Raw genomic sequence first — 23,958 nt, forward strand, 5'->3', positions numbered from 1 at the left:
TCTCCGCAGGCCTCGGTCTCAGTTGCAGGCGGCGAACTGCCCGCTCGCGGGCTGGTTTCCGGCCTTGAGCTCCAGCATCGCTTCGACGGTGGAGCCGTTGATGTCGGTCGCGCGGACGTGATAGGGCGCATTCCCCATGTTCCCGTCGCCGACGACGAAGTAGTTGTACGACTGCCGCGTGGCCGTCTGCCACGTGCCGTTGATCTCCACCTCCAGCTTCTCGATCGGGTGCGCATGCCCCTCGACGAGGATCTCGTTCCAGTACTTGTTGCTCGCGTCCTTGAGGCGGAAGGAGACGGCGCTCGTCGTCGGACAGGGGATGTACCGCCAGGAGATCTTCCCCGCAGCGCCGCCGTGGGTGGTCCCCAGATACCCCTCGCGCTCTTCGCCGATCTTGAGAAAGGCGCTCTTGCTGAGATCGATGTGGCCCGCCGTGCACTTCGGGTTCGTGGCGATCGGACACTGGTCCACGACCATGGCCTGCACCTTGCGCCCGTCGTCCCTGGAGACCTCGACGCACGCGCCGCACATCGCCGCCGCGTTGTAGTCGGCGGTGTTCATGGCGGCGAAGTACTGGCCTCCGCCGAACGGAACGTGCCCGACGACGTCCGGGTTGCGCCCGACGATCGGGTAGCTGCAGTTCACCTCGGTCGAGCCCATGTCGAGCGTGTAGAAGGTGATGGATCCGTTCGCGTACTCCGCGGGAAAGTCGCAGCTCACCGGCTCGCCGCCCGTTCCCGTCGACGTGGTCGCGCCGGTGCTCGTGGCGCTGGGCTCGCCGCCGCCGCTCGTCGAGGAGGTGGAGCCGGCCGTCGTGGAGCTGCCCGGACCAGCGCCCGCGCCCGTAGTGACGCCGTCCCCGCCCCCTGCGCCGGTGCTGGCGCTGGCGCCGACCGCGCCCGCGCCGCCCGGCCCGCCGGCGGCGGACGAGGCGCTCTCCGCGCTGCCGGCGTCACCGCCGCCGCCGTCGCTGCAGCCAGCGACGCCGAGCGCGATCAGCGACACGAGCGGCCATGAAATGCCCTTGGGCAGATAACCTAGCTTCATCTCGACTCCTTAAGATTTACGATAGGGATGGATTCGCGAATCCACGCGGTTGGCTTATCACGGCCCCGCGGCGCGCTGCTCGATGAAGGTGCCGGCCGCGGTCGTGTACGCGATCCACAGCGAGCCGCCGCGATCCGCCTCGATCGCCACGTGCTTGAACGACTTGCCCTCCACCGCGACGCAGCGCGCGTGAAACCGCCCTTCGCCGTCGAGCTGCCCGAGCTCGAGCGCGTGACGCGCGCCGGGCTCGCGCGAGACCGGGCGGACCCGGGCCACGTGGATCGGCGAGACGCCCTGCGTGGCCGCGATCGGCGCGGGGCTGAGCCCGTTCGGGTAGAGCGACCAGACCGCGGGCATGTCGTCGCGCGGCGCCTCGTCGACGCGGATCGCCGCCATGCCGAACGCCGAGATGTCCTTCGACGCCGGCAGGAGCACGTACGCAGGCCCTGCGGCGCCGATGGCGAGCGCGCCGCCCATCCGCGATTCCCCCGCGTCGCCGATGAAGACGACAGCGTCAGGGCCGAGCTCGAGCTTGCCTTCCGCCGTGAGCCCCAGCGTGCGGGCGTGCACCGGCGTCAGCGCCGAGCGCGCGTCGATGTACATCGCCAGCGCGCCTCCCTTCCAGCGCGACAGCGCGACAAAGGTGGCGCCGCTGCCCTCCTCGGAGAGCGGCACGGCGGCCCCGTCGTCGAGCACGGCGAAGGCCTGCGTCACGGCGCCCTCGCTCGTCTTCCGATCCGAGAGGAAGGCGAGCAGCGTGCGCCCTCCGGGCAGCGCGACGGCGGAGATCCCCGTGCCGCGGCGCCCGGCGCCGATGGGCGGCCCCTCGCCGCCGCCGAGCGGGGTCCTCCGGATCGTGCCGCCGTGATCCATGCAGTACACGAACCGGGAGGCCACCACGCACGCCGGCCACGAGGCGCGCGCTGGATCGCCGCTGCCCTCCCCGGCGTCGGGCGCGGCCTCCGCGAGCGGAGAGCCTGGCGCGGTGAGCCCGCCGAACGACGGCGCGACGTGCTGCGCCACGCCGTCGCGGTTGAAGATCACCCGGAAATCGGCGCGCTCCGCCTCGTCGGGAGACCAGAGCAGCGCCGGCCCACGGAGCGAGAGCGAGAGCGGCCCTCGGCGCAGCGTGCAGCCTGCGCCCGGCGCGGCGGCGTCCGGCGCGGCGGTGTCCGGAGCTGCCGCGTCTGGCGCTGCTGCGTCCGGTGCCGCTGCGTCCGCCACCCCCGCATCCAGCGACGGCGCGCTCGGAGCGCTGGCCGCGCTCGCGGTGGGCGCAACGGAGGGCCCCTGCGCCACAACACCCGCGTCGGGCGCCGGCCCGGCGCCAGGTGCACCCGAGCCGCCACGGCAGGCGGCGAGCGCCGCCAACACGAGCACGCGCGCGCGCAGGGGGGGATAGCTCACCACCGCGGCCCGACTCCGAGCAGGGCCTGGATGTTCCCCGAACGCATGCGAAAGCTATCGGGCGAACGGCGTGTAGCGTCAACCCGGGAGGCATCGCCGGGTGCCGCCACGTCGAGCGCGTCGCACCGAGTCGAGATCCAGGGCTCGGCGAGGGAGTCCCAGAGAACACAGCACCGCTTTTCGCTCGGCAGTCTCTCTGTCTATCCGGTGCAACCTGCCTGAACCGTCACGGCACATGGCGAAGAAGATTGAACCATCAGACGCGAGAGAAACCGAGAGAACTCCGCCTCATGGCGCCCTTGGGCGCCTCGACACCTGATCATGCCCGCTGCCCGTGGAACGAAGGGGAAGTCCACGCGAAGGGCGAAGGCTGTTTTCTCGCCACCTCTGGCGAGTCGGTCGCGCGAAGTAGATGTACGCTATGCCTGAGGATGTGCCGCTACCCGCACCACCGGTACACCGCAGCGGGCAGCGTCTCCGGAGAGACCCTTGCTTGACCGGCACCGCTCAGCTGGGGTCGTCGAGCACCTCGGCGAGCGACGCGGCGACGACGGCCCGCTCAAGCCATCGTTCCAGAATTTCCGGGGTTTTCTCGGCCAGGATGCGCTCCCGCGTCACGTCCGGCACGGCGATGCCTCGACCCCGGAGCGCGATCAGCACAGCACGCGCCGCCTCCTCGGCACGGCCCTCGTCGCGGCCTTCCTTCCGCTCCTCGGCCCGGAGATTCCTCTCGTAATCCTCGAACCACGCCCGGATCTCTGCGCTCACCTCGTCCTCCTCGTCGCTCGCCGGCTCCTGTCTTCCGAGCCGGAAGTGTACCAGCAACGGCTTGGCGATGCTCTTCTCCCACGCATCGTCCGGCAGCGCCGCCAGATCCGCCAGCGCCTCGCGCAGGAGGCGGCCCGAACCGAGCACACTGCGAACAGCGCGCGATGAACGTAACGTCTCAGTGAACGACAAACACTTACGGACGTGGGGAGCCAATTGTGCGAAAATCGTCGTCGATCGCCGCGCCCTCCGTGACGCCGTGATGGATAGGGAACCTCAGGGAGCGCTGACGCGGCGCACAGGGCGCCATGGTCGCTCGCGATCATGATGTGTAAGGAGCGCCCTCCTATCGAATCGGTCCTATCGAATCGTTCGAGAAGACCGGCGCGCGCGGCGACACCGGCGGTCCGGCGCCGGGGAGCTCGACGGTGAACGTGGCGCCGTCGCCGGGCGCGCTCTCGACACGGATCGAGCCGCCGTGCGCCTGCGCGATCTGGCGGCTGATGTACAGGCCGAGCCCCAGCCCGCCGTAGTGCCGGTCGGACACGGCGCGCTCGAAGCGATCGAAGATCCGCTCCTGGCGCGCCGGGTCGACGCCGATCCCGTGATCCTTCACCGAGAGCCGCGTCGTCCCGGCCTCCTCGCCGAGGACGATCTCGATGGGCTTGCCCGGGCCGAACTTGATCGCGTTGGCGACGAGGTTCGTGACGATCTGGTCGACGCGGGAGCGATCCCAGGAGCCCACGTTCCGGCCGCTGATCCTCAGCGAGACGGAGCAGCCGGCGCGCGCCAGATCCAGCTCGAACCGCGCGATCACGTCGCGCACGACCCCGCCGAGGTCGACCTCCGCGAGGTCGAGCGAGGCCCGATCCGTGTCGATCCTCGAGACCTCGAGGAGCTCGCGGTTCAGCCGGGCCAGGCGCGTCGCCTGCCGCAGCGCGCGCTCGACCTGCCTGCCCATCGCCGGCGGATCGCAGAGCCGACCCGAGCGAAGGCCCCGATCCATGGCCTCGAGCGAGAGCGTGAGCGACGTCATCGGCGTGTTGAGCTCGTGCGTCGCCACGGTGAGGAACTCGTCGCGCATGCGGATGGCCTCCTGGGCAGCGCGGTACAGCCGCGCATTGTCGATCGCGAGCGCGGCCCTGTGCGCCACGTGCTGGACGATCTCCAGGTCGGCCTCCCCGTAGCAGCGCCCGGGCGCGGACGAGACGACGCTCAGCGCCCCGATCGGCCGCCCCCGCGCCATGAGCGGCACCACGATGACGCTCTGCGCCCCGAGCTCGCGGATGAGCCTCGCATGCTCGTCGTCCTCGCAGTATTGCCGGAGCTCTTCCTCGGAGCACCCGGAGACCAGCAACGGCTCACCACACCGCAGCGCCCTGGCCGCCGGATGGGGCGAATCCAGGGCAGGAGAATACCGACGCCGCAGCTGCTCGAGCAGCGACTCCTTGGCGGAATCCCTGTGCGCCCAGATGCTTCGCCGGATCTGCTCGCCTTCGACGACATCGGTGATGCACCAGTCGCAGAGCGATTGCACCGCGAGCCGCGCGACGCGCGCCAGCGGGGGCTGCTCGCGCGGGAGGCGGGAGGCAAGACCGAAGTCGGCGAGCTTCACCTGGCCCGTGGTCGCGTTGACGAGGATGTTCTGGGGCTTGAGATCCTTGTGGAGGATGTCCCGCTGGTGGAGCTCCGCCACGCAGGTGACGAGGCGGACCGCGAGCTCGAGGAACCGCCCGGCGCTCATGGGCGCGTCGATGAGGTGATCGAGCGACTCGCCGCCGAAATCCTCCATGACGAGCGCCGGCAGCCCCTCGAACGTCTCGAGGGCGAGCGGCTCGACGAAGGCCTCGTGGCGGAGCGCCTTGCCCATCGTGTACTCGCGCCGGAGACGCTCGATGTCCTGCGAGCAGCCGCTCCTCGGGTCGATGACCTTCAAGATCACCGGGCGGCCATCGACGCTCCGGACCGCGCGAAGCAGGCGGGTTCTGCCACCCTCGTGGAGGTTCCCGGTGATCGTGTAAGGGGACGGAGCGCGCACGTCCTTGGGCAGACTCACGAGGACGACACGCCTCGAATCGCTGGCGCCGGTCGGCCGGGCGGAAGTTCGGGATCGTCGGCGAACCCGGAGCTGCCGAGCCCGTGTGCCGCCCCGAGGGGACTCAGCCACACAACCGGCGCGCACCCACGGCTCCCGCCGGACACCGCGCCCCCCGCCCCATGCTCCCGCGATCGTGACATCGTCAGACCCCTCCTGTATCGATACATTATCGATACCACGAGGACCCGGCTGCGCCCGCCCCTGGACGGACGGCGACTACAGGAGGGGATTCACGAAGCGATCGCCCGGCGGCTCGGGCCGCCGGTCGCACCGGACGGGCGAACCAGCCTGGACCGAGGGTCGGATCAGGATCGGGAATCTAGAAGGCGAATGGCACGTCGATCTGAAGGATCTTGTGCTCTGACGCCTTCATCGGATCATCGAGCCCCATCGCGAACGCAACGCCGGGGCGCAACCACATCTTCTCTCCCAGCTTGAAGTGGCCGCGCGGCCCCACGGCCACCGTGGTCGTCTCGCGCGTCGCGCGGGAGGCGTCCTTCTGCACGGAGACCGGCGTCGAGAGCCAGCGCTGGTGCCGGAGCTCGGCGCCGATCGACAGCATCGGGACGACGAAGTAGCCGAGGTGCACGCCGGCGGTGAAGTTGGTCTTCGACGAGTCCGGCTGCACGTCCTCCCCGCGGACCCGCAGGAGCTGGAGCACCGTGGCCTCGGCCTGCGCGGTGAAGCCGTGCGCGACATAGGCGAACCCGACGCCCGGGAAGAGCGTGAAGTCGTTGACGGCGAACATCGCGTTATCCATCGCCGAGCGGGCGTAGATCCCGGCCGTCCTCGCGGGGCCCATCTCCGGGCTCGGCGTGTTGCCGCCGCCGGAGCCCACGGGCACCGTGAGGCCAAGAAACAGCGCGAGTCGCAGCTCCGGCGTGAGCTTCAGCGCGTAGGTGGCGCCGACGACAGGGTTCAGGAACCCGAAGCCCGAGTCGCCAGCAGGCGGGGAGTTCGAGACGACGCCGAGCCGCACGAGCGGGGCCAGATCGTCGGTCACCTTGTAGCTGAAGAGCAGCGTGGACGCGACGGTCGAGCCGGAGGAGCTCGCGGAAGGAGCGCTGTAGAAGGCGATCGCGGTGTCGGAGCGCACGACGGACACGGCGACCACCGGACGGAGCTGAAATGGCAACGAATACGGAGGCGGCTTGGGCTTGTCCGCCGGCGGAGGCGCCGCCGGATCCGCGGCGGCAGGCTCCGTCGCGGGCTGAGCCGACGCCTGAAACGCAGGCAGACAGAGGAGGCTCGCGCCGAGAAACACACGGAACAACGGACGACATGGATGCTTGTTGGTCATGGGCAGAGCAGGGGGTTGGGCTGGAGGACAACCGCTGTGGCCTCGTCGCCGACGCAACGAGACGACCTTCGGAACTGCCGTCGGCTCTGCTGAGCCTGCTCCCACTCTCTGCGCAGAGAGGTTTCGCAAAGATGACAGGGACGAAATTATGGCGCGTGTTCGACACCTCTGTTCGCGGGAGGTGTCGTCACCTGCGCGCCGCGGAACTTCGGAGAAACACGCCGGCCATCCAGAGGACCCGCGGGGGCGCTCCGCGCGGAGCGCCGCCCCGCCCGGGCTACTACTGCTCGAGCACCGTGATCGAGCGGTCCCAGTACGACGCGACAACCGCCCGCGCGCCGTCCTTCGAGACCGCCACGGCGCACGCGCCCTTGCCCGTGGGCAGCGACGCGACGACCCTCGGCGGGTCGCCCGCGATGACCGCGACGCCGCTGCCGACCGGCGGCCACTGGGTCCCGCCGAGCGCCACGAAGAGCGTCTTCCGGTCGGGCGACGTGACGCCCGTCAGCGGCACCCCGCGGAGCGGGAGCGTGCTCTTCACCTCCATCGTCGAGAGGTCGATGACGCTCGCGGTCCGCGCCTCGGCGTTGAGCGTGATGCCGTACCGGTCCTCATCGAGCAGGAAGCCCGCGGTCGGCCCGACGCCGACGGGCGTCTTCCTCGTCTCGGTCACCCCGGCGACGCTCAGCAGGATCGCCGTGTTGGACAGCCGATCCGGGAAGAACACGGCGCCGCCATCGCGCGTGATGTCGCCCTCGCGCGGCTCGCGCCCGACCGCGATGCTCCGCCGGGTCGCGCCGAACGGCGACTCGCTCGGGTCGAACAGGTCGATCCACGCGCCCGCCGGCCGGCCCGCGTGCGTCAGCGCGCCGAGCGCCGCGATGTAGGGGCGCCCCTCGGCCTGCACGAGGAACAGCTGCCCGGTGGCGTGCGGGAGCGTGATGTTCGCGAGCCGCACCCCCGTCGGCAGCTCGAACTTCGTCACGCGCTTCGTGTCCGTCGTCGCCGCGACCACCGTCCTGCCGTCCGGCAGCGCCACGATGTCGCCGGGCGTCCGGCCGACGTCGAGCAGGACCGGATCGCGATCCCACGCGGTCGTGTCCATCACCGGGATCCGCGCGGCGTCCTCGTGCCGCAGCACCGCGACGTAGCGGTCGAACAGGAGCCGGATGTGGTCGCCCTGCGCCGGCATCGACGCCTTGTGGAGGAGCTCGCCGCTCTGGAGCTTGTACTCGCGCAGCGAAGCGTCGTCGGCGCTGACGTAGATCGACGCGCCGCTCGGGTTGAAGACGACGTCGAGCGGGTGCACGTCCCCGATCCGGAACTCGCGGGCGCGCCAGCGGCCCTTCGGCTCCGCCGGGGGCGGCGCGGGCTCGGCGGCGTCGGGGCCGAACGCCGCGGGGTCCGGCGCGTCGTCTGACGTGTCGCGCGTGTCGCGCGCGGCGCGCGAGGCGGCGCCCTCCGGCGCGAGCGCGGTCAGCGGCGGCGCCTCGCCGACGGGCGACTTCAGGCTGGTCAGGGTGGCGATGATCACGGCCGCGACGCCGCTCGCCACGGTCACCGCGGCCCGCGCCAGGCGCGGCTCGCGGCCGGAGAGCGACCCCACGGAGCCGCGGTGGCGCTCGCCGAGCCACCCCTTGCAGGCGCGGCACTTGCGCGCCCCCTCGACGATCCGCGCGCCGCAGCTCGGGCACGGGACGCGACGCTCGCTCATTGCAGCACCCATGCGACCTTGGCGCGATCGCCGAGCGCGAGCGCCGTGCCGCCGTCCGGGGCGAGCCGCACCCGCGTCGGCTCGCCGCCGAGCGGGTGGACCTTCGCCGCGTAGCTCTTCAGATCGACGAGGGCCACCGAGCCCGCCCCGTCGCCGCTCAGCGCGACGACCGCCTGCGCCCCGTCGGGAGCGACGGCCATGTCGAGCGCGCGGCCGGGGAACGTGACGGCGTGGAGCAGCTCGCGCTTCGACAGATTGAAGACCTGGATGGCCCGCCCCTCGTTGCACCGCACGATCGCGCGCCGGTCGATCCGGACGAGCGCGATCTGCTCCGGCTCCCGGCACGTCGTGATGCGCGCCTCCTGCCGGACCGCGCCCGACGGGAGCCAGGTGAGCGGCACCAGCGTGTTCTCGGCCCGGAGGGCCACGAAGCCCGCCGAGCCGTCGGGGATCATGAGCGCGCTGGCCGGGTTGCCCACCATCGAGGTGCGCACGCGATCCTGCTCCGAGCCGAGCCGGCTCGGGTCGAACGGATAGGCGACGCCGCCCGACGGCTCGCGCTGGCCGGACAGCGGGAGCTGGCCCGTCGTCGTGATCGCCCGGCTGCCGCTGTCGTCCACGGCCACGGGGCCCACGGCGTCGTCGCCGAACTGGATGCGCTCGATCTCGGCGTGGTACTCGGTCGCCAGGATCGCCACCGCGTGCGCCGCCGGGAGCGAGGCGAGCGCGCGCCGGCCCGAGGCGCCGACCTGGATGTCACCCACGGCCTCGCCGAGCTCGATCGTCTTGAGCAGCCGCGTCGTGGCGGCGTCGATCACGTAGATGCGCGAGGGCGCGGTCGCGTAAACCACGTCGCCCACGCGGTGCAGGCGCCGGACATGGGGCGCCTCGGAGACGAGGCTCAGCGCCTCGCCGGTCCGGGAGCTGCGCACCTCCAGGCCGGCGGACAGCGCGACGACGAAGCGGTCGCGGTCGAGCGGGAGCGCGTCGAGCGTGTCCTTGGGGAGCGAGAAGGGCCCGGCGATCGAGGGCGCCTCGGCGAGGTGGCCGACGTCGTTCGGGCGCTGCCAGACGCAGCGGCCGAGCTGGCACGACTCGCCGCTCCAGCACGGCGCCCCGCACACCGGGGCCGGGGGAGCGACCGGCGACGCGGCCCGGGACGGCGCGAACCGGTGGGGCGCCAGGTAACGGAGCGCGCCGCCGGTGCTGATGAGCCCCAGGATCGCGCCGATCGTGACGAGCGGGCGCCAGTGGAGGGAGAGCCAGCTCGCGTCCTTGGGGGCATCGGGGATCGAAGGCGCCGTCGCCGGCCGCCTGGGCGCGTCGGCCGGCTCCCCGCACTCGGGGCAGAGGGCGACCCCGGCGGCGATGCGCTCGAGGCAGACAGGACAGGTCGCCTCGCCGGCGCCGGTTGAGCGCCGGGGCGGCGGCTCCGCCCACGGGACGGGCACCGGGCTCGCCTCGGCGGCGTGGCGAGCCTCCCGCGCCTCAGCGGCGCTGGAGCCGGGCTCGGTATCGCTCCGCGTCTCGTGGTCCACCGCGCACCTGCGTCTCTTCCGTGTCCGTGACGAGCGGACATCGCGTAACCCGAGCGTGCCCGGAAGTCGAGCCTTTCGTGCCGGCGCGGCGGCCCCGGCGACGTGGCCCAAGCCACGAGCGGCCCGCGCCGTGGACGAAACGACGTGGCAGGAGATCGCACCGCCACGAAAGACGCCTCGCGCGGCGGAATGAGGGCCGCCGGCGCGGCAGAGGGGAACATGGTTGTGGCCGTCAGCTCGGCAGTCGGTGGTTGAGCGTCAGCTCGGGAGTCGGTCGGCGGCCGCCGGGTGGCCGAAGCGTCGATATCACCGGATTGACGTGCTCCCTGCTCCCGGCGCGCTCGCGCGCCATGATTCGCCTCCCGGCGCGCTCGCGCGCCATGATTCGCCCGGCGAACACCATCAAAAGAAAATCCCAGCACCATCAAAAGAACAGGCACATTCGCCAGGTGCAATTCCACCAGATAACGCGCCACGTCAGCACGCCGGGGGGACACCATCATGCTAATTTACCGGCGGGGTCTTGGGACGGCATCTTAACACGAGGTTGGCGATGAAAAAGACGGCTGGGTGCGTGGCGGCGCTTGCGCTTGTGGGCGTGCTGGGTGCGTGCAGCGCAGTGGACAATCAGGGGGTTAGCAGCAGCGGAGGCGACGCGTCATCGCAAGGGCAGGGCGCAGGCGGGCCCGGCGGGACCACCGCCGGGCCCAGCGGGACGGGCGGCTACGATGACAGCTTCGGCTCGGTCAATCCCAGCGTCGGCAGCGGCGGTGTCGGCGGGAACCCCGGGGAGGACCAGGAGACCGGCAAGTCGTGCGACGGCAAGTTCACCGGCCGGGTGCGCGACTTCCAGGAGGCGCACCCCGACATGGAGCCGCAGGACGAGGGCAAGTGCATCAACTGCGACGATCACATGATCGTCACGGACATCCTCGGAGAGGACCTGAAACCCGTCTATGGCGGCGGGGCCGAGGGCACCACGACCACGACCGGCAAGGAGAACTTCGACGTGTGGTTCCGCGACACCGAGGGCGTGAACATGCCGATGAACATCACGCTGCAGTTCGAGGACCCCGAAGGCGACGGCGTGTGGACGTACAACAACCGGGAGTTCTTCCCGATCGACGAGGCGCTGTTCGGCAACGAGGGGCGGACGCACAACTACCATTTCACCTTCGAGATGCACATCGGCTTCCAGTACAAGGGCGGCGAGCAGTTCACGTTCGCCGGCGACGACGACGTCTTCACGTACATCAACGGGCAGAAGGTGGTCGACCTCGGGGGCATCCACGCCGAGCAGCTCGAGGTGGTCGACCTCGACGAGCTCGGGCTCGAGATCGGGAAGACGTATCAGCTCGACTTCTTCTTCGCCGAGCGCCACGTGACCGACTCTCACTTCCGGATCGACACCTCGATCGAGTTCCTCAACTGCGGCATCCAGGTCAACTGACGCCGGCGACGGGCGAGGCCGCGCGCGTGGCCCTCCCGTAGCGCCTCGTCGGGGTGCCCCCTCCCTGCGACGCTCGCGCGCGCGGCGATCAGTCAGCGCAGGTGAACGTCTGCGGGCATGCCCCCGACGGCTCGCAGGCGTCGCCGCACTCCTCGTAGCAGCGCACGCACGCATCGTGGCTCTCGTCGGTGGAGCAGGAAGGCACCGCGCCGCGCAGCTGAGCACAGCGCTGCTGCGCCTCCTCCGTCGAGAGCCCCCCGCAGCCACCCGCGAGCGCGACCAGCGAGAGCAGCGCCGCGCCAATCCCCAGCCTTCGAGCCATCCAAGCCTCCCTTCGAGCCGTCCAAGCCTATCCGAAGCGCCGCGACAGGGCGCGGCTTTCCGCCGCGCGCGCTCAGCCGTCCGCCGGCCTCGGCACCGTGACGAGCCCGTATGTCCCCGCGCCGCTCACCTGGATCCACGCGCGCAGCACCTGGATCGGCCGCCCCGCGCGCGCCACGGCGGCCACCGCGTCGCCGAGGTCGCGCGCGCACGCGGCGTGCAGGTCGTCGGTCGTCTCGTGATCCTCCGCGGAGCGGCGGATCCAGACCGCTGTCGACGGCATCGCCGCGCCATCGTGCCTGTCCTGCCAGCGCCTGCCGACGAGGTGCGCCCGCAGGAGCTTCCTCGCTTCCGGGGGCGTGTCCGGGTGGAGCTCATACACCATCGTCGCGATGAACGACCTCATGCGCCCGAGCCTGCCGGAGCGCCGCGCGCCCGTCCAGACGGCGCGCGGCGCGCGTCCGCCGGACGAGCGGGCGGGCTCGCGCGGAGTTCCTGAGGGCTGGGGCGGCGGAACGGGTAAATAGTGTCCCGCCCATGCCTCCAAGCGACCTCGACCCCAGGCGTATCCTGCCCATCGCGGACCGGCTGCACGCGGACCCCAGCTACGCCGGCCGCGGCGTCACCATCGCCTTCCTCGACTCCGGCTTTTACGCCCACCCGGACCTCACGACGCCCCGGAACCGCGTCCTCGCCTACCACGACCTCTCCGCGCCCGAGGCGGGCCCCTCGGCGCTCGAGCACGGGGACGCCTCGTCGTGGCACGGCATGATGACCTCGGTGGTCGCCGCCGGGAACGGCGCGCTCTCCGACGGGCGCTTCCGCGGCCTCGCCTCGGAGGCGAACCTCGTGCTGGTCAAGGTCGGCTTCGCCCACCGCATCGTCCACGACGACATCCGGCGGGGCATCGAGTGGGTGATCGCGCACCGCGAGCAGCACGGAATCCGTGTGCTCAACATCTCCTGCGGAGGCGATTACGAGGAGTCGTACCTGACCGGGAGCCTGTCGCGCGCCGCCGACGACGCGACCCGGCACGGCATCGTGGTCGTGGCCGCCGCGGGCAACGCTGGGCACGACCCGGGGCACCGCGTCCTGCCGCCGGCCAGCGCGCCGAGCGTCATCGCCGTCGGGGGGCTCGACGACGGCGGCGCAGGAGAGCAGACGTGGAACTACCACTCTTCGTACGGCCTCACCCTCGATGGGCTGCAGAAGCCGGAGCTCATCGCGCCGGCGATCTGGCTGGCGGCGCCCATCCTGCCCGGGACGCCGACGGCGGCGCAGGCGCAGCTCCTCTCGCTGCTCGACCGCGCCCGGGACGAGGAGCTGCCCGGGCTGCTCGTCGAGCACGCGTGCGTCGATCCGGACCTCGACGCCATCGCCGGGCGCGAGCCGTACCTCGTGCGCCAGCTCGCGGCGGCCAAGCTGCGCGACCAGAAGGTGATCTCCGGCCATTACAAACACGTGGACGGGACGAGCTTCGCCGCGCCGATCGTGAGCAGCGTCGTGGCGCAGATGCTCGAGGCGAACCCGCGCCTCTCCCCGCAGCAATGCCGGCGCATCCTGATGAAGACCGCGCGCGGGCTGCCCGGCATCGCGCCGGAGCGGCAGGGCTTCGGCGTCGTGCAGCCCCGCGCCGCGGTGGCCGCCGCGCGCGCCGCCTGAGCGGGAGGCCCGGCGAGCGCGGCGCTCGCGCCGGGGGGAGCGCCGGGCAGCGGTGCCGGCGAGCTTCACGGTGACGTCGGCGCTCGCCGTGAGCGGCCCGTCGGCGGCGATCACCTTGACGCGGCCCGGCGACGCGGTCGTGAGCTCGCCGGCATCCACGCGGGCGAAGAGGTCGCTGGTCCCCCCTGCCCTGCGCCGTGACGTCGCGCTCGGGGCCGTCCTGGAAGCGGCCGATCGCCGCGAGCTGCACGGCGGCGGACTCGCCGGAGGCGAGCGCGACCGAGGCGGCGCCCGGCGCGACGCGCAGCCGATCCGGCGGCCAGCGCCTCGGGATTTCGAGCACGAACGGCGCGAAGAGGACCCGGATCCCCGTTCGTCCACATCGCACCGAGCAGGGCGGCGCGAGGCGCGCGCCCTATCCAACGTGGGTGCGCGCCGTCGCCCGCCGGCCGACGCGATCGGCGGTCATGAACAGGCAGACGCGGCCAGCCTGGGGGAATACCTTGCGTACCCCGCCGCCGGCCGGTAGCTTCCAGAGCGCCTCAAGGCTCGTTCGTCCTCGACCTCTGATCCGGCCGCCTGCTGCAACGTGGTTGCCTCGTCCGAACGTGGGAGACGGCCGGTCGTCGGGGAGCGTTTTCGCGTACGGCCCGCAGCACGATCCGGGCCGTCCGCGAGGGAAGCGGGGATCGTGCAACGGGATTGGCGGCAGACATGAGCAAGCGGCTTTATGTGGGGAACCTCGCGTTCCATTCGACGGAAGACAGCCTGCGCACCGCGTTCGAAGGGGCCGGCGTCGAGGTGCTCTCGATTCAGTTGATGACGGACAGGATGACCGGACAGTCGCGCGGGTTCGGGTTCGTCGAGGTGAGTGATGCCCAGGCGCAGGCGGCCATCAATGCGCTGCACGGCAAGGACCTCGACGGCCGTACCCTGACGATCAACGAGGCGCGTGAGCGCACCGGCGGCCCCGGCGGCGGCGGCGGCGGCGGTGGCGGCTTCCGCGGGGGTGGTGGCGGCGGCGGCGGCCGCGGAGGTGGCGGCGGCGGGCGCGGCGGTGGCCGCGGCGGCGGCGGGCGCGACCGCTGGTAGCGCTGAGAGGTCGACCCCGACGGCGCGCTCAGCGCCGCGCGGGGCCCCTCGCCCTCTCGACAACGGACCCCGGGGCGCGGAGCGCAGGGGGATCCCCCAGGAACTAAAGCAAGAAACGCCAGCGCGAAGGCGCGGCGACCCGCGCAGGAGCCCGGCCATCGCTGGCCGGGCTCCTGGCCGGGTAGAACAGAGCTAGCTGGCGCGCTTCGCGCTGGGGCGGCGGAACGGCGCGCGGCCGGCGAAGACCTGGCCGTCGCCGAGCGCGTAGGAGATCCGGAGCAGCTGGTTGTACTTCGCGACGCGATCCGAGCGGGACGCGGAGCCGGTCTTGATCTGGCCCGCGTTCGTCGCGACCGCGAGGTCGGCGATGAACGTGTCCTCGGTCTCGCCCGAGCGGTGCGAGATGATCGACCGGTAGCCGCCCTCGGCCGCCTGGCGGATGCACTCGAGCGTCTCGGTGACGGTGCCGATCTGGTTCAGCTTGATGAGGATGGCGTTGGCGAGGCCGTCCTCGATGCCCTTCGCGAGGCGCGCGGGGTTCGTCACGAAGAGGTCGTCGCCGACGAGCTGGACCTTCTTGCCGAGCCGCTCCGTGAGCAGGCGCCAGCCCTTCTCGTCGTTCTCGGCGACGCCATCCTCGATGGACACGATCGGGAACGCCTTGGCGAGTTCGTCGTAGATCGCGACGATCTCCTCGCGGGTCTTCTGCTGCTTGTCGAAGGTGTACCGCTCGGTCTTCGCGTCGTAGAACTCGCTGAGCGCCGAGTCGAGCGCGACGCCGACGTCCTCGCCCGGGCGGTGGCCGGCGGCCTCGATGGCGCGCACGACGTACTCGAGCGCCGCCCGGTTCGACGGCAGGCGCGGGGCGAAGCCGCCCTCGTCGCCGACGGCCGTGATCATGCCGTCCTTCTTGAGCAGGCCCTTCAGGGTGTGGAAGATCTCGGTGCCCGTGCGCAGCGCCTCGGCGAACGACTCGGCGCCGTAGGGGACGATCATGAACTCCTGGATCTCGAGGCCGTTGTCGGCGTGCACGCCGCCGTTCAGGATGTTCATGAGCGGCGTCGGGAGGACGCGCGCCGCGGCGCCGCCGAGGTAGCGCCAGAGCGGCAGGTCGACCGTGTCCGCGGCGGCGCGGGCGGCGGCCATCGAGACGGCGAGGATGGCGTTGGCGCCGAGCTTCGACTTGTTGGGGGAGCCGTCGGCCTGGATGAGCACCTTGTCGAGCTCGGCCTGGTCGAGCGCATCCATCCCGAGGACGGCCGGACCGAGGACGGTCTCGATGTTCTTCACCGCGGTGAGCACGCCCTTGCCGAGGAAGCGCTTCTTGTCGCCGTCCCTGAGTTCGACGGCCTCGTGCTCGCCGGTCGACGCGCCGCTCGGCACGGCCGCGCGGCCCGTGCCGCTCAGCGTGGTGACCTCGGCCTCGACGGTGGGGTTGCCGCGCGAATCGATGACTTCGCGCGCGATGACGCTCTGGATCTCCGACATGACCTCTCCTCAAGGGGATCGCCTTCGCGCGACCCCGGCTGCTCTCGAAGGGGGCTCGAGAAGCGGCCGGAGCATAGGCACGGCCCCCCCCGGATGTCGACGCTCCGGTGCACCCGCGGCGCACGGCGCGGGATCCGGCGAGGACCGACGGTCGGCCCGTCGACCTACGCGCGGCGCGAGGTGAACGCGCGCCCGGGTCGACGGTCGGTGCGCGCCTGGCGTAAGCTCGCGACCGCGTGGAAACGTCCATCGGCGTCTTCGGTGAGGAGATGCTCCTCTGGCTCTGCATGCTCCGCCAGTCCCCGCGGCGGCCTCCGGCCGATCACGTGCTGCGGCAGGCGAACCTGCTGCTCGAGGAGCTGAAGGGGTCCAGGCTCGCGCAGGGGATGCCGGTCGCGTCGGTCGACGACGGGATGTTCGCGATCGCCGCGTGCGCGGACGAGTTCGCGATGTCGCTGCCGGACCTGCGGCCGGTCTGGGCGCAGCGCCCGCTCCAGGCGTCGCGGTGGACGACCAACAACGCGGGCGTCGAGTTCTTCGAGCGGCTCGAGCGCGTCCGGAAGGGCCCGCTCCCGGTGATGGCGACGTACGCGTGCGTGCTCGGGCTCGGCTTCCGCGGGCGCTACGGGCTGCCGGGGCAGAACCCCGACGATCTGCTGCGGATCCGCCGCGAGCTGTCGCTCAAGCTCGGCGTGGATCCGGATCGGGACTGGAAGGGCGGGGTGCTCAAGCCGGTGCAGGTCGAAGGCGTCGCGGTGCAGCACCTCCCCACCCAGTCGTTCTGGCGGTCCGTCCTCGTCGGGCGGGCGCTGGCGTCGCTCGTCGCGATCGCCGGCGCGCTCGCGCTCGCGTGGACGATCGCCCAAAGGGTCCGATGAGCGGCTCCTTCGTTTACGAGCTGGCGAGCGTTCACACGCTTGTCGAGCAGGCGAACCTGGGCAACGACCAGGGGATCTACGCGGTCCCCTGCTACCTGGTGCTCGGCGAGCCCGGGTCGGGCCGCTCCACGGTGATCCGCTCGATGAACCTGACGTGGCCCGTGAGCGGCGGGCAGCTCCCGATCGGCGTGCCCGCGGCGCGGTGCTCCTACTGGCTGGCGAAGGAGGCGCTCTTCATCGAGCCGGAGGCGTCGGTGCTCGGCCCGCGGCGGGAGCCGGCCGAGCTGTCGCGGCTCTGCGACGAGCTGCGCCGCTCGCGGGAGCGCGAGCCGATCGACGGCATCCTGCTCGTCCTGAGCATCGCGGAGTTCGTCGAGCTCGACGAGCAGGGGCTCGACGCGTACGCGAACCGCATCCGCGCGTACCTCGTCGAGGTCGGCCGGGCGCTGCACGCCGATGTGCCGACGTACGTGGTGCTGTCGCGCTACGACACGCTCTGGGGCTTCGCCGAGGTGTTCCAGTGGACCGCCGAGCGCGGGCGCGAGGAGCCCTGGGGCTTCACGCTCCCGCTCGAGACGAGCCCGGACAACGCCGGGCCGCGGATCCTCCAGGAGCTCGAGGGGCTGAACGCGCGGCTGGAGTCGACCTGCCTCGCGCGGGTGAGCTCGGAGGACGCGGCCGAGGCGCGGACGCGGGCGTTCCAGCACCTGGCCGAGGTGCGGGCGCTGATGCCGCGGCTGCGGCAGCTGTTCGGGGTGATCGCGATGGCGAACGCGTTCGAGCGGGCGCCGTGGCTCCGCGCGGTGGCGATCGGCAGCGCGATGCCCGGCATGGGGGACCGGCTCCGCGCGGGGGTGACGCGGTTCATCAACATGGGGCTGGCGCAGCCGCCCAACGTGGCGGTCGCGATGCGGCCGGGGGGGCTGCCGATCCACGCGACCCTGCGGGCCGTCGTGCTGCCAGAGCGGGACATCGTGCCGCTCCGGCAGCGGTGGCGGGACGACCGTTTCACGCTCTTCTGCTTCGTGGGCGGGCTCTTGCTGCTGCTCGCGGCGGGGATCACCGAGATCATCCTGCGGTACGCGATGTGACGATGTGAGCGCGCGCCGAGGGCGGCCCCGCCGGCCCCGGCCGTCCAGTTGACATGGCAACTCGTGGGCTCAAACGCCCGCGATATGCCGGACACGTCGGCGTCATGGAATCAACCTGCTGTCCAGGAGGCTCGCTCCGTCGAGCCCGGGCGCGCGCTCGCGCTGCGACCGGGCACAGCCCGGATCAAGGGGTATCACGTCACCGCGAAGACCGGCGAGGGCCCGGGCTCCGCCACGTATCGAGCCTGTCGGGACGCCGACGGCGTCGACGTGGCGATCAGGATGCTGCACACCGATGACGCCCGAGCCGGCGATATCATGCGCTTCAGGCACGCCTACCGCGCGATACGGCAGCTCGACTCGGAGAGGGTCGTCAAGGTGTACGCCGTCGAGGAGCACGAGGACGGCCTGGCGGTCGTCACCGAGGTTTTCCCGGGCGCCCCGCTGTCCGCGAAGACGGCCTGCAAGCTGGGCGTCCGCGCGTCGCTGGACGTCTTGATCCCCGTGGCCGAGGCCCTGGCCGACATCCATCGCCATGGCCTCATCCATGGCGACGTGAGGCCTACGAACATCCTGCTCGGAGAGGACGGCCAGGTGAAGCTCACGGGCTTCGGCGTGGATTCCATCGTGACGCGCGAGAAGGAGGAGATCTATTGCCGCCGCGTCCTCTCGAAGGTCCTCCCCTATACATCGCCGGAGCAGACCGGCCGCATGAACCGGAGCGTGGATTACCGCACCGACATGTACTCGTTCGGGGTCGTCCTCTACGAGATGCTCACTGGGCGGAGGCCGTTCGAGGCGCTCGACCCCCTCGAGCTGATGCACGCCCACATCGCCGTGACGCCCGTCGCCCCCTCGGAGCTCGACCCGGAGGTGCCCGACGCGCTCTCCGCCGTCACGATGAAGCTCCTCAGCAAGAACGCCGAGGACCGCTACCAGTGCGCCGAGGGGCTGAAGGCCGATCTGGAGGAGATCCGAGCGCGATGGCAGCGCGGCGGCCAGATGGGAGCGTTCAGCCCTGGCCGCCACGACAGGAGAGATCTCTTCCGGCTCCCCCAGAAGCTCTACGGCCGCGAAGGAGACATCCGGAAGCTCGTCGGCGCGTTCGACGACGTGCTGCGGGGCAAGCGGGCGATCGTCCTCGTCTCGGGCTATTCGGGCATCGGCAAGTCGTCGCTGGTCCAGGAGATCTTGAAGCCGCTTGTGCGCGAGAAGGGCTACTACATCAGCGGGAAGTACGATCAGGTCAACCGCGACACGCCCTACAGCGCCATCGTCCACGCGTTCGACACGCTCGTCAGGCAGCTCCTCTCCGAGAGCGAGGAGCGGATCACGCGGTGGCGGGACGCCATCCTGGGCGCCCTCGGGACCAACGGACAGGTGATCTGCGACGTCCTCCCGTCGCTCAAGCACCTCCTCGGCGAGCAGCCGCCCGTCCCCGCGCTCGGCCCGGTCGAGGCCCAGAACCGCTTCATCCTCTACTTCCACAACTTCGTGTCCGTCTTCGCCCGGCACGCCCACCCGCTGGCCATCTTCCTCGACGATCTACAGTGGGTGGACTCGGCCAGCCTGAGCCTGCTCACGAGCGTCCTCGCGAGAGAGGACGTGGAGTCGCTCTTCTTCTGCGGCGCTTACCGCGACAACGAGGTGAGCCCGACCCACCCCTTCCTCGTCGCCCTGGAGCAGCTCACGAAGGGCGGCCTCGAGGCGCGCGACATCGTCCTCGCGCCCCTCGGCCTCGCGCACCTGACCGAGCTCATCAACGACAGCCTGCAGATCGGCGGCGGAGAGGCGCTCGCGGCCGCGATCCTGAAGAAGACCGGGGGCAACCCGTTCTTCGTGAAGCAGTTCATGCGGCACCTCTACGACACGAAGGCGCTGGTCTTCGATCCACCGGCGGGCTGGCGCTGGGACCTGCGCCAGATCGAGCGGCTGGAGTGCACCGATAACGTCCTGAGCCTCATGACGGAGACCATCCGGCGCCTGCCGCAGGCGACGCAGCGGGTGCTCCGGCTGGCCTCGGCGATCGGCAACACGTTCGAGATGGACGTCCTGAACACCGTCAGCGAGCGGCCCCCCGACGAGACGTACGCGAGCCTCGAGCACGCCCTCGCCGAGGGCCTGATCGTGAGCGCGGACGAGCAGGTTCGATTCGCGCACGACAAGATCCAGGAGGCCGCATACTCGCTGATCCCGGAGGGAGACAGGCCGGCGTTTCACTACCGGATCGGGAAGCTCCTGCTCGGCAAGCCGCGCTCCGGCGACGGGCGCGCGCTGTTCGACGTCGTCAATCACCTGAACAGCGCCGGCGATCTGATCCGCGCGCCGGAAGAGCGCATGGAATCGGCCAGGCTCAACCTCCAGGCGGCCGGGCGCGCCCAGGAGTCGTCGGCCTTCACCGCGGCCCTCAGGTACCTGGAACATGGCATATCCATGCTGCCCGGAGACGCGTGGACCTCCAGCTACGAGCTGACCTTCACCTACCACACGAAGAAGGGGCTCCTGGAGTCGCTCTGCGGACGCCACGACGACGCGCTCTCCACCCTCGCGGGGAGCTTCGAACGAGCGGTGGGGCGCCTCCACAAGACGGAGGTGCGCCGCCTGAAGATGAACGTGGAGATCCTGAAGAACGACCTGCCCGCCGCCATGGAAGAGGGGCTCGCCGCGCTCGGGGCGTACGACATCGACCTGCCGCCTTATCCGGACGACGACGCGCTCATGGCCGAGATGGAGCGGACGATCGCGATGATCGGCGACCGCCCGATCGCGTCGCTCGTCGATCTGCCGGCGCTCGACGATCCCGAGATCGCCGCCCTGCAGGACGTGCTCCAGGAGATGTTCTCGCCGACCTACCAGCTCGGCACGAACAACTTCGGCATCACGGTGATGAAGGCGCTCCAGAACTCGCTGACATATGGCATCTCGAGGAACTCGATCTACGCCTACGTGAACTTCGGGACGCTCCTGTGCGCCAGGCTCGACATCGAGAAGGGGTACGAGTTCGGGCGGGCGGCGGTCCGCCTGAACGAGCGCCACCCGGACGCGAAGTCCGAGTCCATGCTGTGCAACATGTGGGGAGCGTGGGTCCAGCACTGGATGGATCCCTACGAGAGCTCGAAGGCGTCCCTGCGCAAGGGCGTCCACGCCGGCATGGAGACGGGGCAGTACATCTGGGCCTTCTACAATGCGTGCAACGCGAGCATGAACGGCCTCCTCCGGGGGGAGCACCTCCACGACGTCATCGAGGAGGCGAGGCAGTATCTGCCGCTCTGCAAGCTCGACAAGTTCAACGCGATCACGTGGATCGTCGGGGCCGCCGGGCAGCTCTGCGAATACCTGAGCACGCAGGACGAGGGCGACTGGAAGCGCGGGGCCTGGGTCGACATCGACGCGGTGACCGAGGCCGCCCGCAGCATCGACAACCGGGCGTCGCTCTACTTCGTGAACGTCTTCAAGGTCCACGCCGGCGTGTTCCAGGGCGCGTACGAGGAGGTGGCCGAGATCTGGGGCTCGACCGATCCGGCCAACCTCGGCATGCTCGCCGCGTGGCACGCGAGCCCTTGTTATCACTTCTATGGCGGGCTGGCCTTCTCACGGGCCGCGGACGCCGCCGCCCCCGCGCTCAGGGCGGCGTACCTCGCGAGGCTCGGGGAGTGCGCGCGCAAGGTGGAGTCGTGGGCGGCGCTCGGCCCGGAGAGCCACCGCCACCGCAGCTTGATCCTGAAGGCCGAGGTCGCCCGGAGCGAGGGGCGAGAGGGCGCGGGCGCCCTCTACGATCAGGGGATCGCGGCCGCGCGGGAGGGTCGCTTCCTGCACGACGAGGCGCTGGCCAACGAGCTCTGCGCTCGACACTACCTCGACCTGGGGAGGAGCTTCGTCGCGCGCGCCTACATGACCGAGGCGCACAGGCTCTATGAGCGCTGGGGCGCCGTGCGATTGATGCTGCGCCTCGAGAGGGACTTTCCGCACGCGCTCGGGCCGGAGGCGCTGCGCAGGCGGACCGACCTCGCGCGGGACGGGTACGCCGACGTCCGCGGCGCCGCCGTGGGTCACGGCGCTCGCCCGGGGCTCGACTTCATGACCATGCTCAGGGCCTCGCAGGCGGTCTCCGGCGAGCTGAACCTCGGCCGGGTGATCGAGGCCCTGCTGACGATCGCGGTCGAGCACGCGGGCGCCGAGCGGGGGCTGCTGATCCGCGCGTCGAGCGCCTCGCACGACGCGCACGACGTCGAGGCCGAGGTCGTCACCCGGCGCGGCCGGGTCGAGGTCACCCTTCGCCAGACGCCCGTCACCTCGAGCGATCTCCCCACAGCCGTCCTCCAGTACGTGATCCGCACGAGAGAGAGCGTGATCCTGGACGACGCCGCCGTACCCAACCTGTACTCGGAAGACGCCTACGTGCGCGCGCGGCGCCCCCGCTCCGTGCTCTGCCTCCCCCTGGTGAAGCAGGGCACGCTCGTCAGCGTGCTCTATCTGGAGAACAACCTGACCCCGCGCGCCTTCACCGCGGATCGGATCGAGGTGCTGGAGCTCCTGGCCTCCCAGTCCGCCATCTCGCTGGAGAACGCGCGCCTCTACACCCAGCTCCAGCAAGAGAACGGCGAGCGCAGGCGGGCGGAGCTGGCGCTGCGGGAGAGAGAGGCGCGCATCCGGCGCCTCGTGGACTCCAACATCATCGGGATCGCCGTCTGGGACCTCGACGGCAGGGTCATCGACGCGAACGACGGGCTCCTGTGCATGCTCGGCTACAGCCGTGAAGATCTGACCTCGGGGAACATCCGCTGGGCAGATCTCACGCCGCCGGAGTTCAAGGAGATCACCCACCGGACGCTCGAACAGATCCGCACGACGGGTGAATTCGGGCCGCAGGAGAAGGAGTTTTTCCGGAAGGACGGCAGCCGCGTCCCGGTGGTGATCGGCGGCGCGCGGTTCGAGGGGTCGGAGAGCCAGGGGGTGGCGTTCTGCCTCGACGTGACCGAGCGCAGGCAGGCGGAGGAACGCCAGAAGCTCCTGATGAACGAGCTGAACCACCGGGTGAAGAACACGCTGGCGATCGTCCAGGCGATCGCCGTGCAGACGCTCCGCATGGCGGACTCGCCCAAGGCCTTCACGAGCGCCTTCCTCGCCCGGTTGCTCGCCCTGTCCCAGACCCACAACCTCCTGAACCAGACCGCGTGGCAGGGCGCCGACCTCCACGATGTCGTCCGCGCCGAGCTGGCGCCGCACGCGAGCGGCGACGCCGAGCGCGTCCGCCTGGCCGGCCAGGACGTCTGCCTCCGCCCGGAGGCGGCGGTGACGCTCGGCATGGTCTTTCACGAGCTGGCGAGCAACGCGGCCAAGTACGGAGCGTTATCGCAGCCGTCCGGCCACGTCGCGGTCACATGGGACGTGATCACCCAGGCGCACGAGCGCCTGCTCCACCTGGAATGGCAGGAGACGGGCGGGCCGCCTGTCCGGCCGCCGCGCCGCAAGGGCTTCGGCTCACGCTTGATCGAGCGCGACCTCGGGCGCCAGCTCGCCACGGAGGTGCGCCTCGACTACCTGCCTGGGGGCGTACGTTGCGTGATGGACCTGCCCCTCGAGCGCGTGGGCGTAGGATGAAGCCGGTCCCAGGCGGCGAACGTGGGCTGGAGGGGCTGCGTGTCCTGATCGTCGAGGACGAGCCCATGATCGCCTCGTCCCTCGAGGACGCCCTGACCGACCTCGGCTGTGTGGTGATCGGCCCGGCGCTGAACATGAAGGACGCGACGCGTCTGGCCCTCGAGGCCGAGATCGACGGGGCGAGCCTGGACGTCAACATCGCCGGCGAGAAGGTCTATCCGGTGGCCGACATCCTGAGCGAGCGAGGCATCCCGTTCGTCTTCCTTACCGGATATGGCAAAGCCGGGTTGCGCGAGTCCGATCTCAGCCGTCCGGTGCTGCAGAAGCCGTGCAGTCTGGAGCGCTTCGAGGAGATCCTGGCGGGGTGGCGGTGAGCGATTCCACCGGGCTCCCGGGCGCAGCGGCGCCTGCGCGGCGCGCCATGGCGGACACGGTCAGCGGCGCGGCGTCGACAGGCCACGTCATCTACGCCGGTTCACGCTCGCGACACGGCACCACACTTG

Annotated in this window: 18 protein-coding genes; 8 read left to right on the forward strand and 10 right to left on the reverse strand. The window is 71.0% G+C overall.

Annotated features, from left to right (window positions below):
• Positions 1-18: 18 nt before the first annotated feature.
• The 7 genes from WMF46_RS41170 to WMF46_RS41200 all read right to left on the reverse strand — a co-directional run bounded on the left by WMF46_RS41170 (position 19) and on the right by WMF46_RS41200 (position 9,872).
• Positions 19-1,047, reverse strand: coding sequence for an expansin EXLX1 family cellulose-binding protein (locus tag WMF46_RS41170; RefSeq protein ID WP_437982222.1), 1,029 nt, complete (start codon positions 1,045-1,047; stop codon positions 19-21).
• A 57-nt stretch (positions 1,048-1,104) separates the two neighbouring features.
• Complete coding sequence (locus WMF46_RS41175) at positions 1,105-2,454, reverse strand: hypothetical protein (protein ID WP_437982223.1); 1,350 nt, start codon at positions 2,452-2,454, stop codon at positions 1,105-1,107.
• Between the two features lie 507 nt (positions 2,455-2,961).
• Complete coding sequence (locus tag WMF46_RS41180) at positions 2,962-3,438, reverse strand: hypothetical protein (RefSeq protein WP_437982224.1); 477 nt, start codon at positions 3,436-3,438, stop codon at positions 2,962-2,964.
• A gap of 130 nt (positions 3,439-3,568) precedes the next feature.
• The gene (locus WMF46_RS41185) at positions 3,569-5,278 is read right to left on the reverse strand and encodes an ATP-binding protein (protein ID WP_437982225.1); all 1,710 of its coding nucleotides are present in this window, start codon (positions 5,276-5,278) and stop codon (positions 3,569-3,571) included.
• A gap of 361 nt (positions 5,279-5,639) precedes the next feature.
• The gene (locus tag WMF46_RS41190; protein ID WP_437982226.1) at positions 5,640-6,593 is read right to left on the reverse strand and encodes a hypothetical protein; all 954 of its coding nucleotides are present in this window, start codon (positions 6,591-6,593) and stop codon (positions 5,640-5,642) included.
• 307 nt (positions 6,594-6,900) lie between these two features.
• The gene (locus tag WMF46_RS41195) at positions 6,901-8,334 is read right to left on the reverse strand and encodes a YncE family protein (protein WP_437982227.1); all 1,434 of its coding nucleotides are present in this window, start codon (positions 8,332-8,334) and stop codon (positions 6,901-6,903) included.
• A complete protein-coding gene (locus WMF46_RS41200; protein ID WP_437982228.1) occupies positions 8,331-9,872 on the reverse strand; it encodes a YncE family protein in 1,542 nt (513 codons plus the stop codon). Before WMF46_RS41200 ends, WMF46_RS41195 begins: the two co-directional genes overlap by 4 nt.
• 553 nt (positions 9,873-10,425) lie before the next feature.
• On the opposite strand from WMF46_RS41200, the gene WMF46_RS41205 reads away from it, so the two are divergent.
• Positions 10,426-11,322, forward strand: a complete 897-nt coding sequence (locus tag WMF46_RS41205; protein WP_437982229.1) for a fibro-slime domain-containing protein — start codon at positions 10,426-10,428, stop codon at positions 11,320-11,322.
• An 88-nt stretch (positions 11,323-11,410) separates the two neighbouring features.
• Here the strand turns inward: WMF46_RS41205 and WMF46_RS41210 are convergent, their stop codons facing one another.
• Positions 11,411-11,644 carry a hypothetical protein gene (locus WMF46_RS41210; protein ID WP_437982230.1) on the reverse strand — a complete coding sequence of 78 codons (234 nt, stop codon included), beginning with the start codon at positions 11,642-11,644 and terminating at the stop codon, positions 11,411-11,413.
• Between the two features lie 72 nt (positions 11,645-11,716).
• Positions 11,717-12,049, reverse strand: coding sequence for a hypothetical protein (locus WMF46_RS41215; protein WP_437982231.1), 333 nt, complete (start codon positions 12,047-12,049; stop codon positions 11,717-11,719).
• A gap of 131 nt (positions 12,050-12,180) precedes the next feature.
• On the opposite strand from WMF46_RS41215, the gene WMF46_RS41220 reads away from it, so the two are divergent.
• From WMF46_RS41220 to WMF46_RS41230, 3 genes are all read left to right on the forward strand, one after another.
• Positions 12,181-13,305 (forward strand): S8 family serine peptidase, encoded by a 1,125-nt coding sequence (locus WMF46_RS41220; protein WP_437982232.1) that lies wholly within the window; start codon positions 12,181-12,183, stop codon positions 13,303-13,305.
• Between the two features lie 52 nt (positions 13,306-13,357).
• Complete coding sequence (locus WMF46_RS41225; protein ID WP_437982233.1) at positions 13,358-13,834, forward strand: hypothetical protein; 477 nt, start codon at positions 13,358-13,360, stop codon at positions 13,832-13,834.
• Positions 13,835-14,019: 185 nt separating this feature from the next.
• Complete coding sequence (locus tag WMF46_RS41230; protein ID WP_437982234.1) at positions 14,020-14,397, forward strand: RNA recognition motif domain-containing protein; 378 nt, start codon at positions 14,020-14,022, stop codon at positions 14,395-14,397.
• 192 nt (positions 14,398-14,589) lie between these two features.
• On the opposite strand, the gene eno is transcribed toward WMF46_RS41230, so the two are convergent.
• A complete protein-coding gene (gene eno / locus WMF46_RS41235; protein WP_437982235.1) occupies positions 14,590-15,885 on the reverse strand; it encodes a phosphopyruvate hydratase in 1,296 nt (431 codons plus the stop codon).
• 236 nt (positions 15,886-16,121) lie between these two features.
• Between eno and WMF46_RS41240 the strand changes: the two genes are divergently transcribed.
• The 4 genes from WMF46_RS41240 to WMF46_RS41255 all read left to right on the forward strand — a co-directional run bounded on the left by WMF46_RS41240 (position 16,122) and on the right by WMF46_RS41255 (position 23,829).
• On the forward strand, positions 16,122-16,763 hold the full coding sequence (locus WMF46_RS41240) for a DotU family type IV/VI secretion system protein (protein ID WP_437904885.1): 642 nt from the start codon (positions 16,122-16,124) through the stop codon (positions 16,761-16,763).
• Positions 16,760-17,854 (forward strand): type VI secretion system protein, encoded by a 1,095-nt coding sequence (locus tag WMF46_RS41245; protein ID WP_437982236.1) that lies wholly within the window; start codon positions 16,760-16,762, stop codon positions 17,852-17,854. Before WMF46_RS41240 ends, WMF46_RS41245 begins: the two co-directional genes overlap by 4 nt.
• 84 nt (positions 17,855-17,938) lie before the next feature.
• On the forward strand, positions 17,939-23,455 hold the full coding sequence (locus WMF46_RS41250) for an AAA family ATPase (protein WP_437982237.1): 5,517 nt from the start codon (positions 17,939-17,941) through the stop codon (positions 23,453-23,455).
• On the forward strand, positions 23,452-23,829 hold the full coding sequence (locus WMF46_RS41255) for a response regulator (protein ID WP_437982238.1): 378 nt from the start codon (positions 23,452-23,454) through the stop codon (positions 23,827-23,829). The genes WMF46_RS41250 and WMF46_RS41255 overlap by 4 nt, the downstream gene beginning before the upstream one ends.
• The last annotated feature ends 129 nt before the right edge of the window (positions 23,830-23,958 follow it).

The sequence above is a fragment of the Sorangium sp. So ce117 genome (genome assembly GCF_051524395.1).
GTDB lineage: Bacteria > Myxococcota_A > Polyangia > Polyangiales > Polyangiaceae > Sorangium > Sorangium cellulosum_B.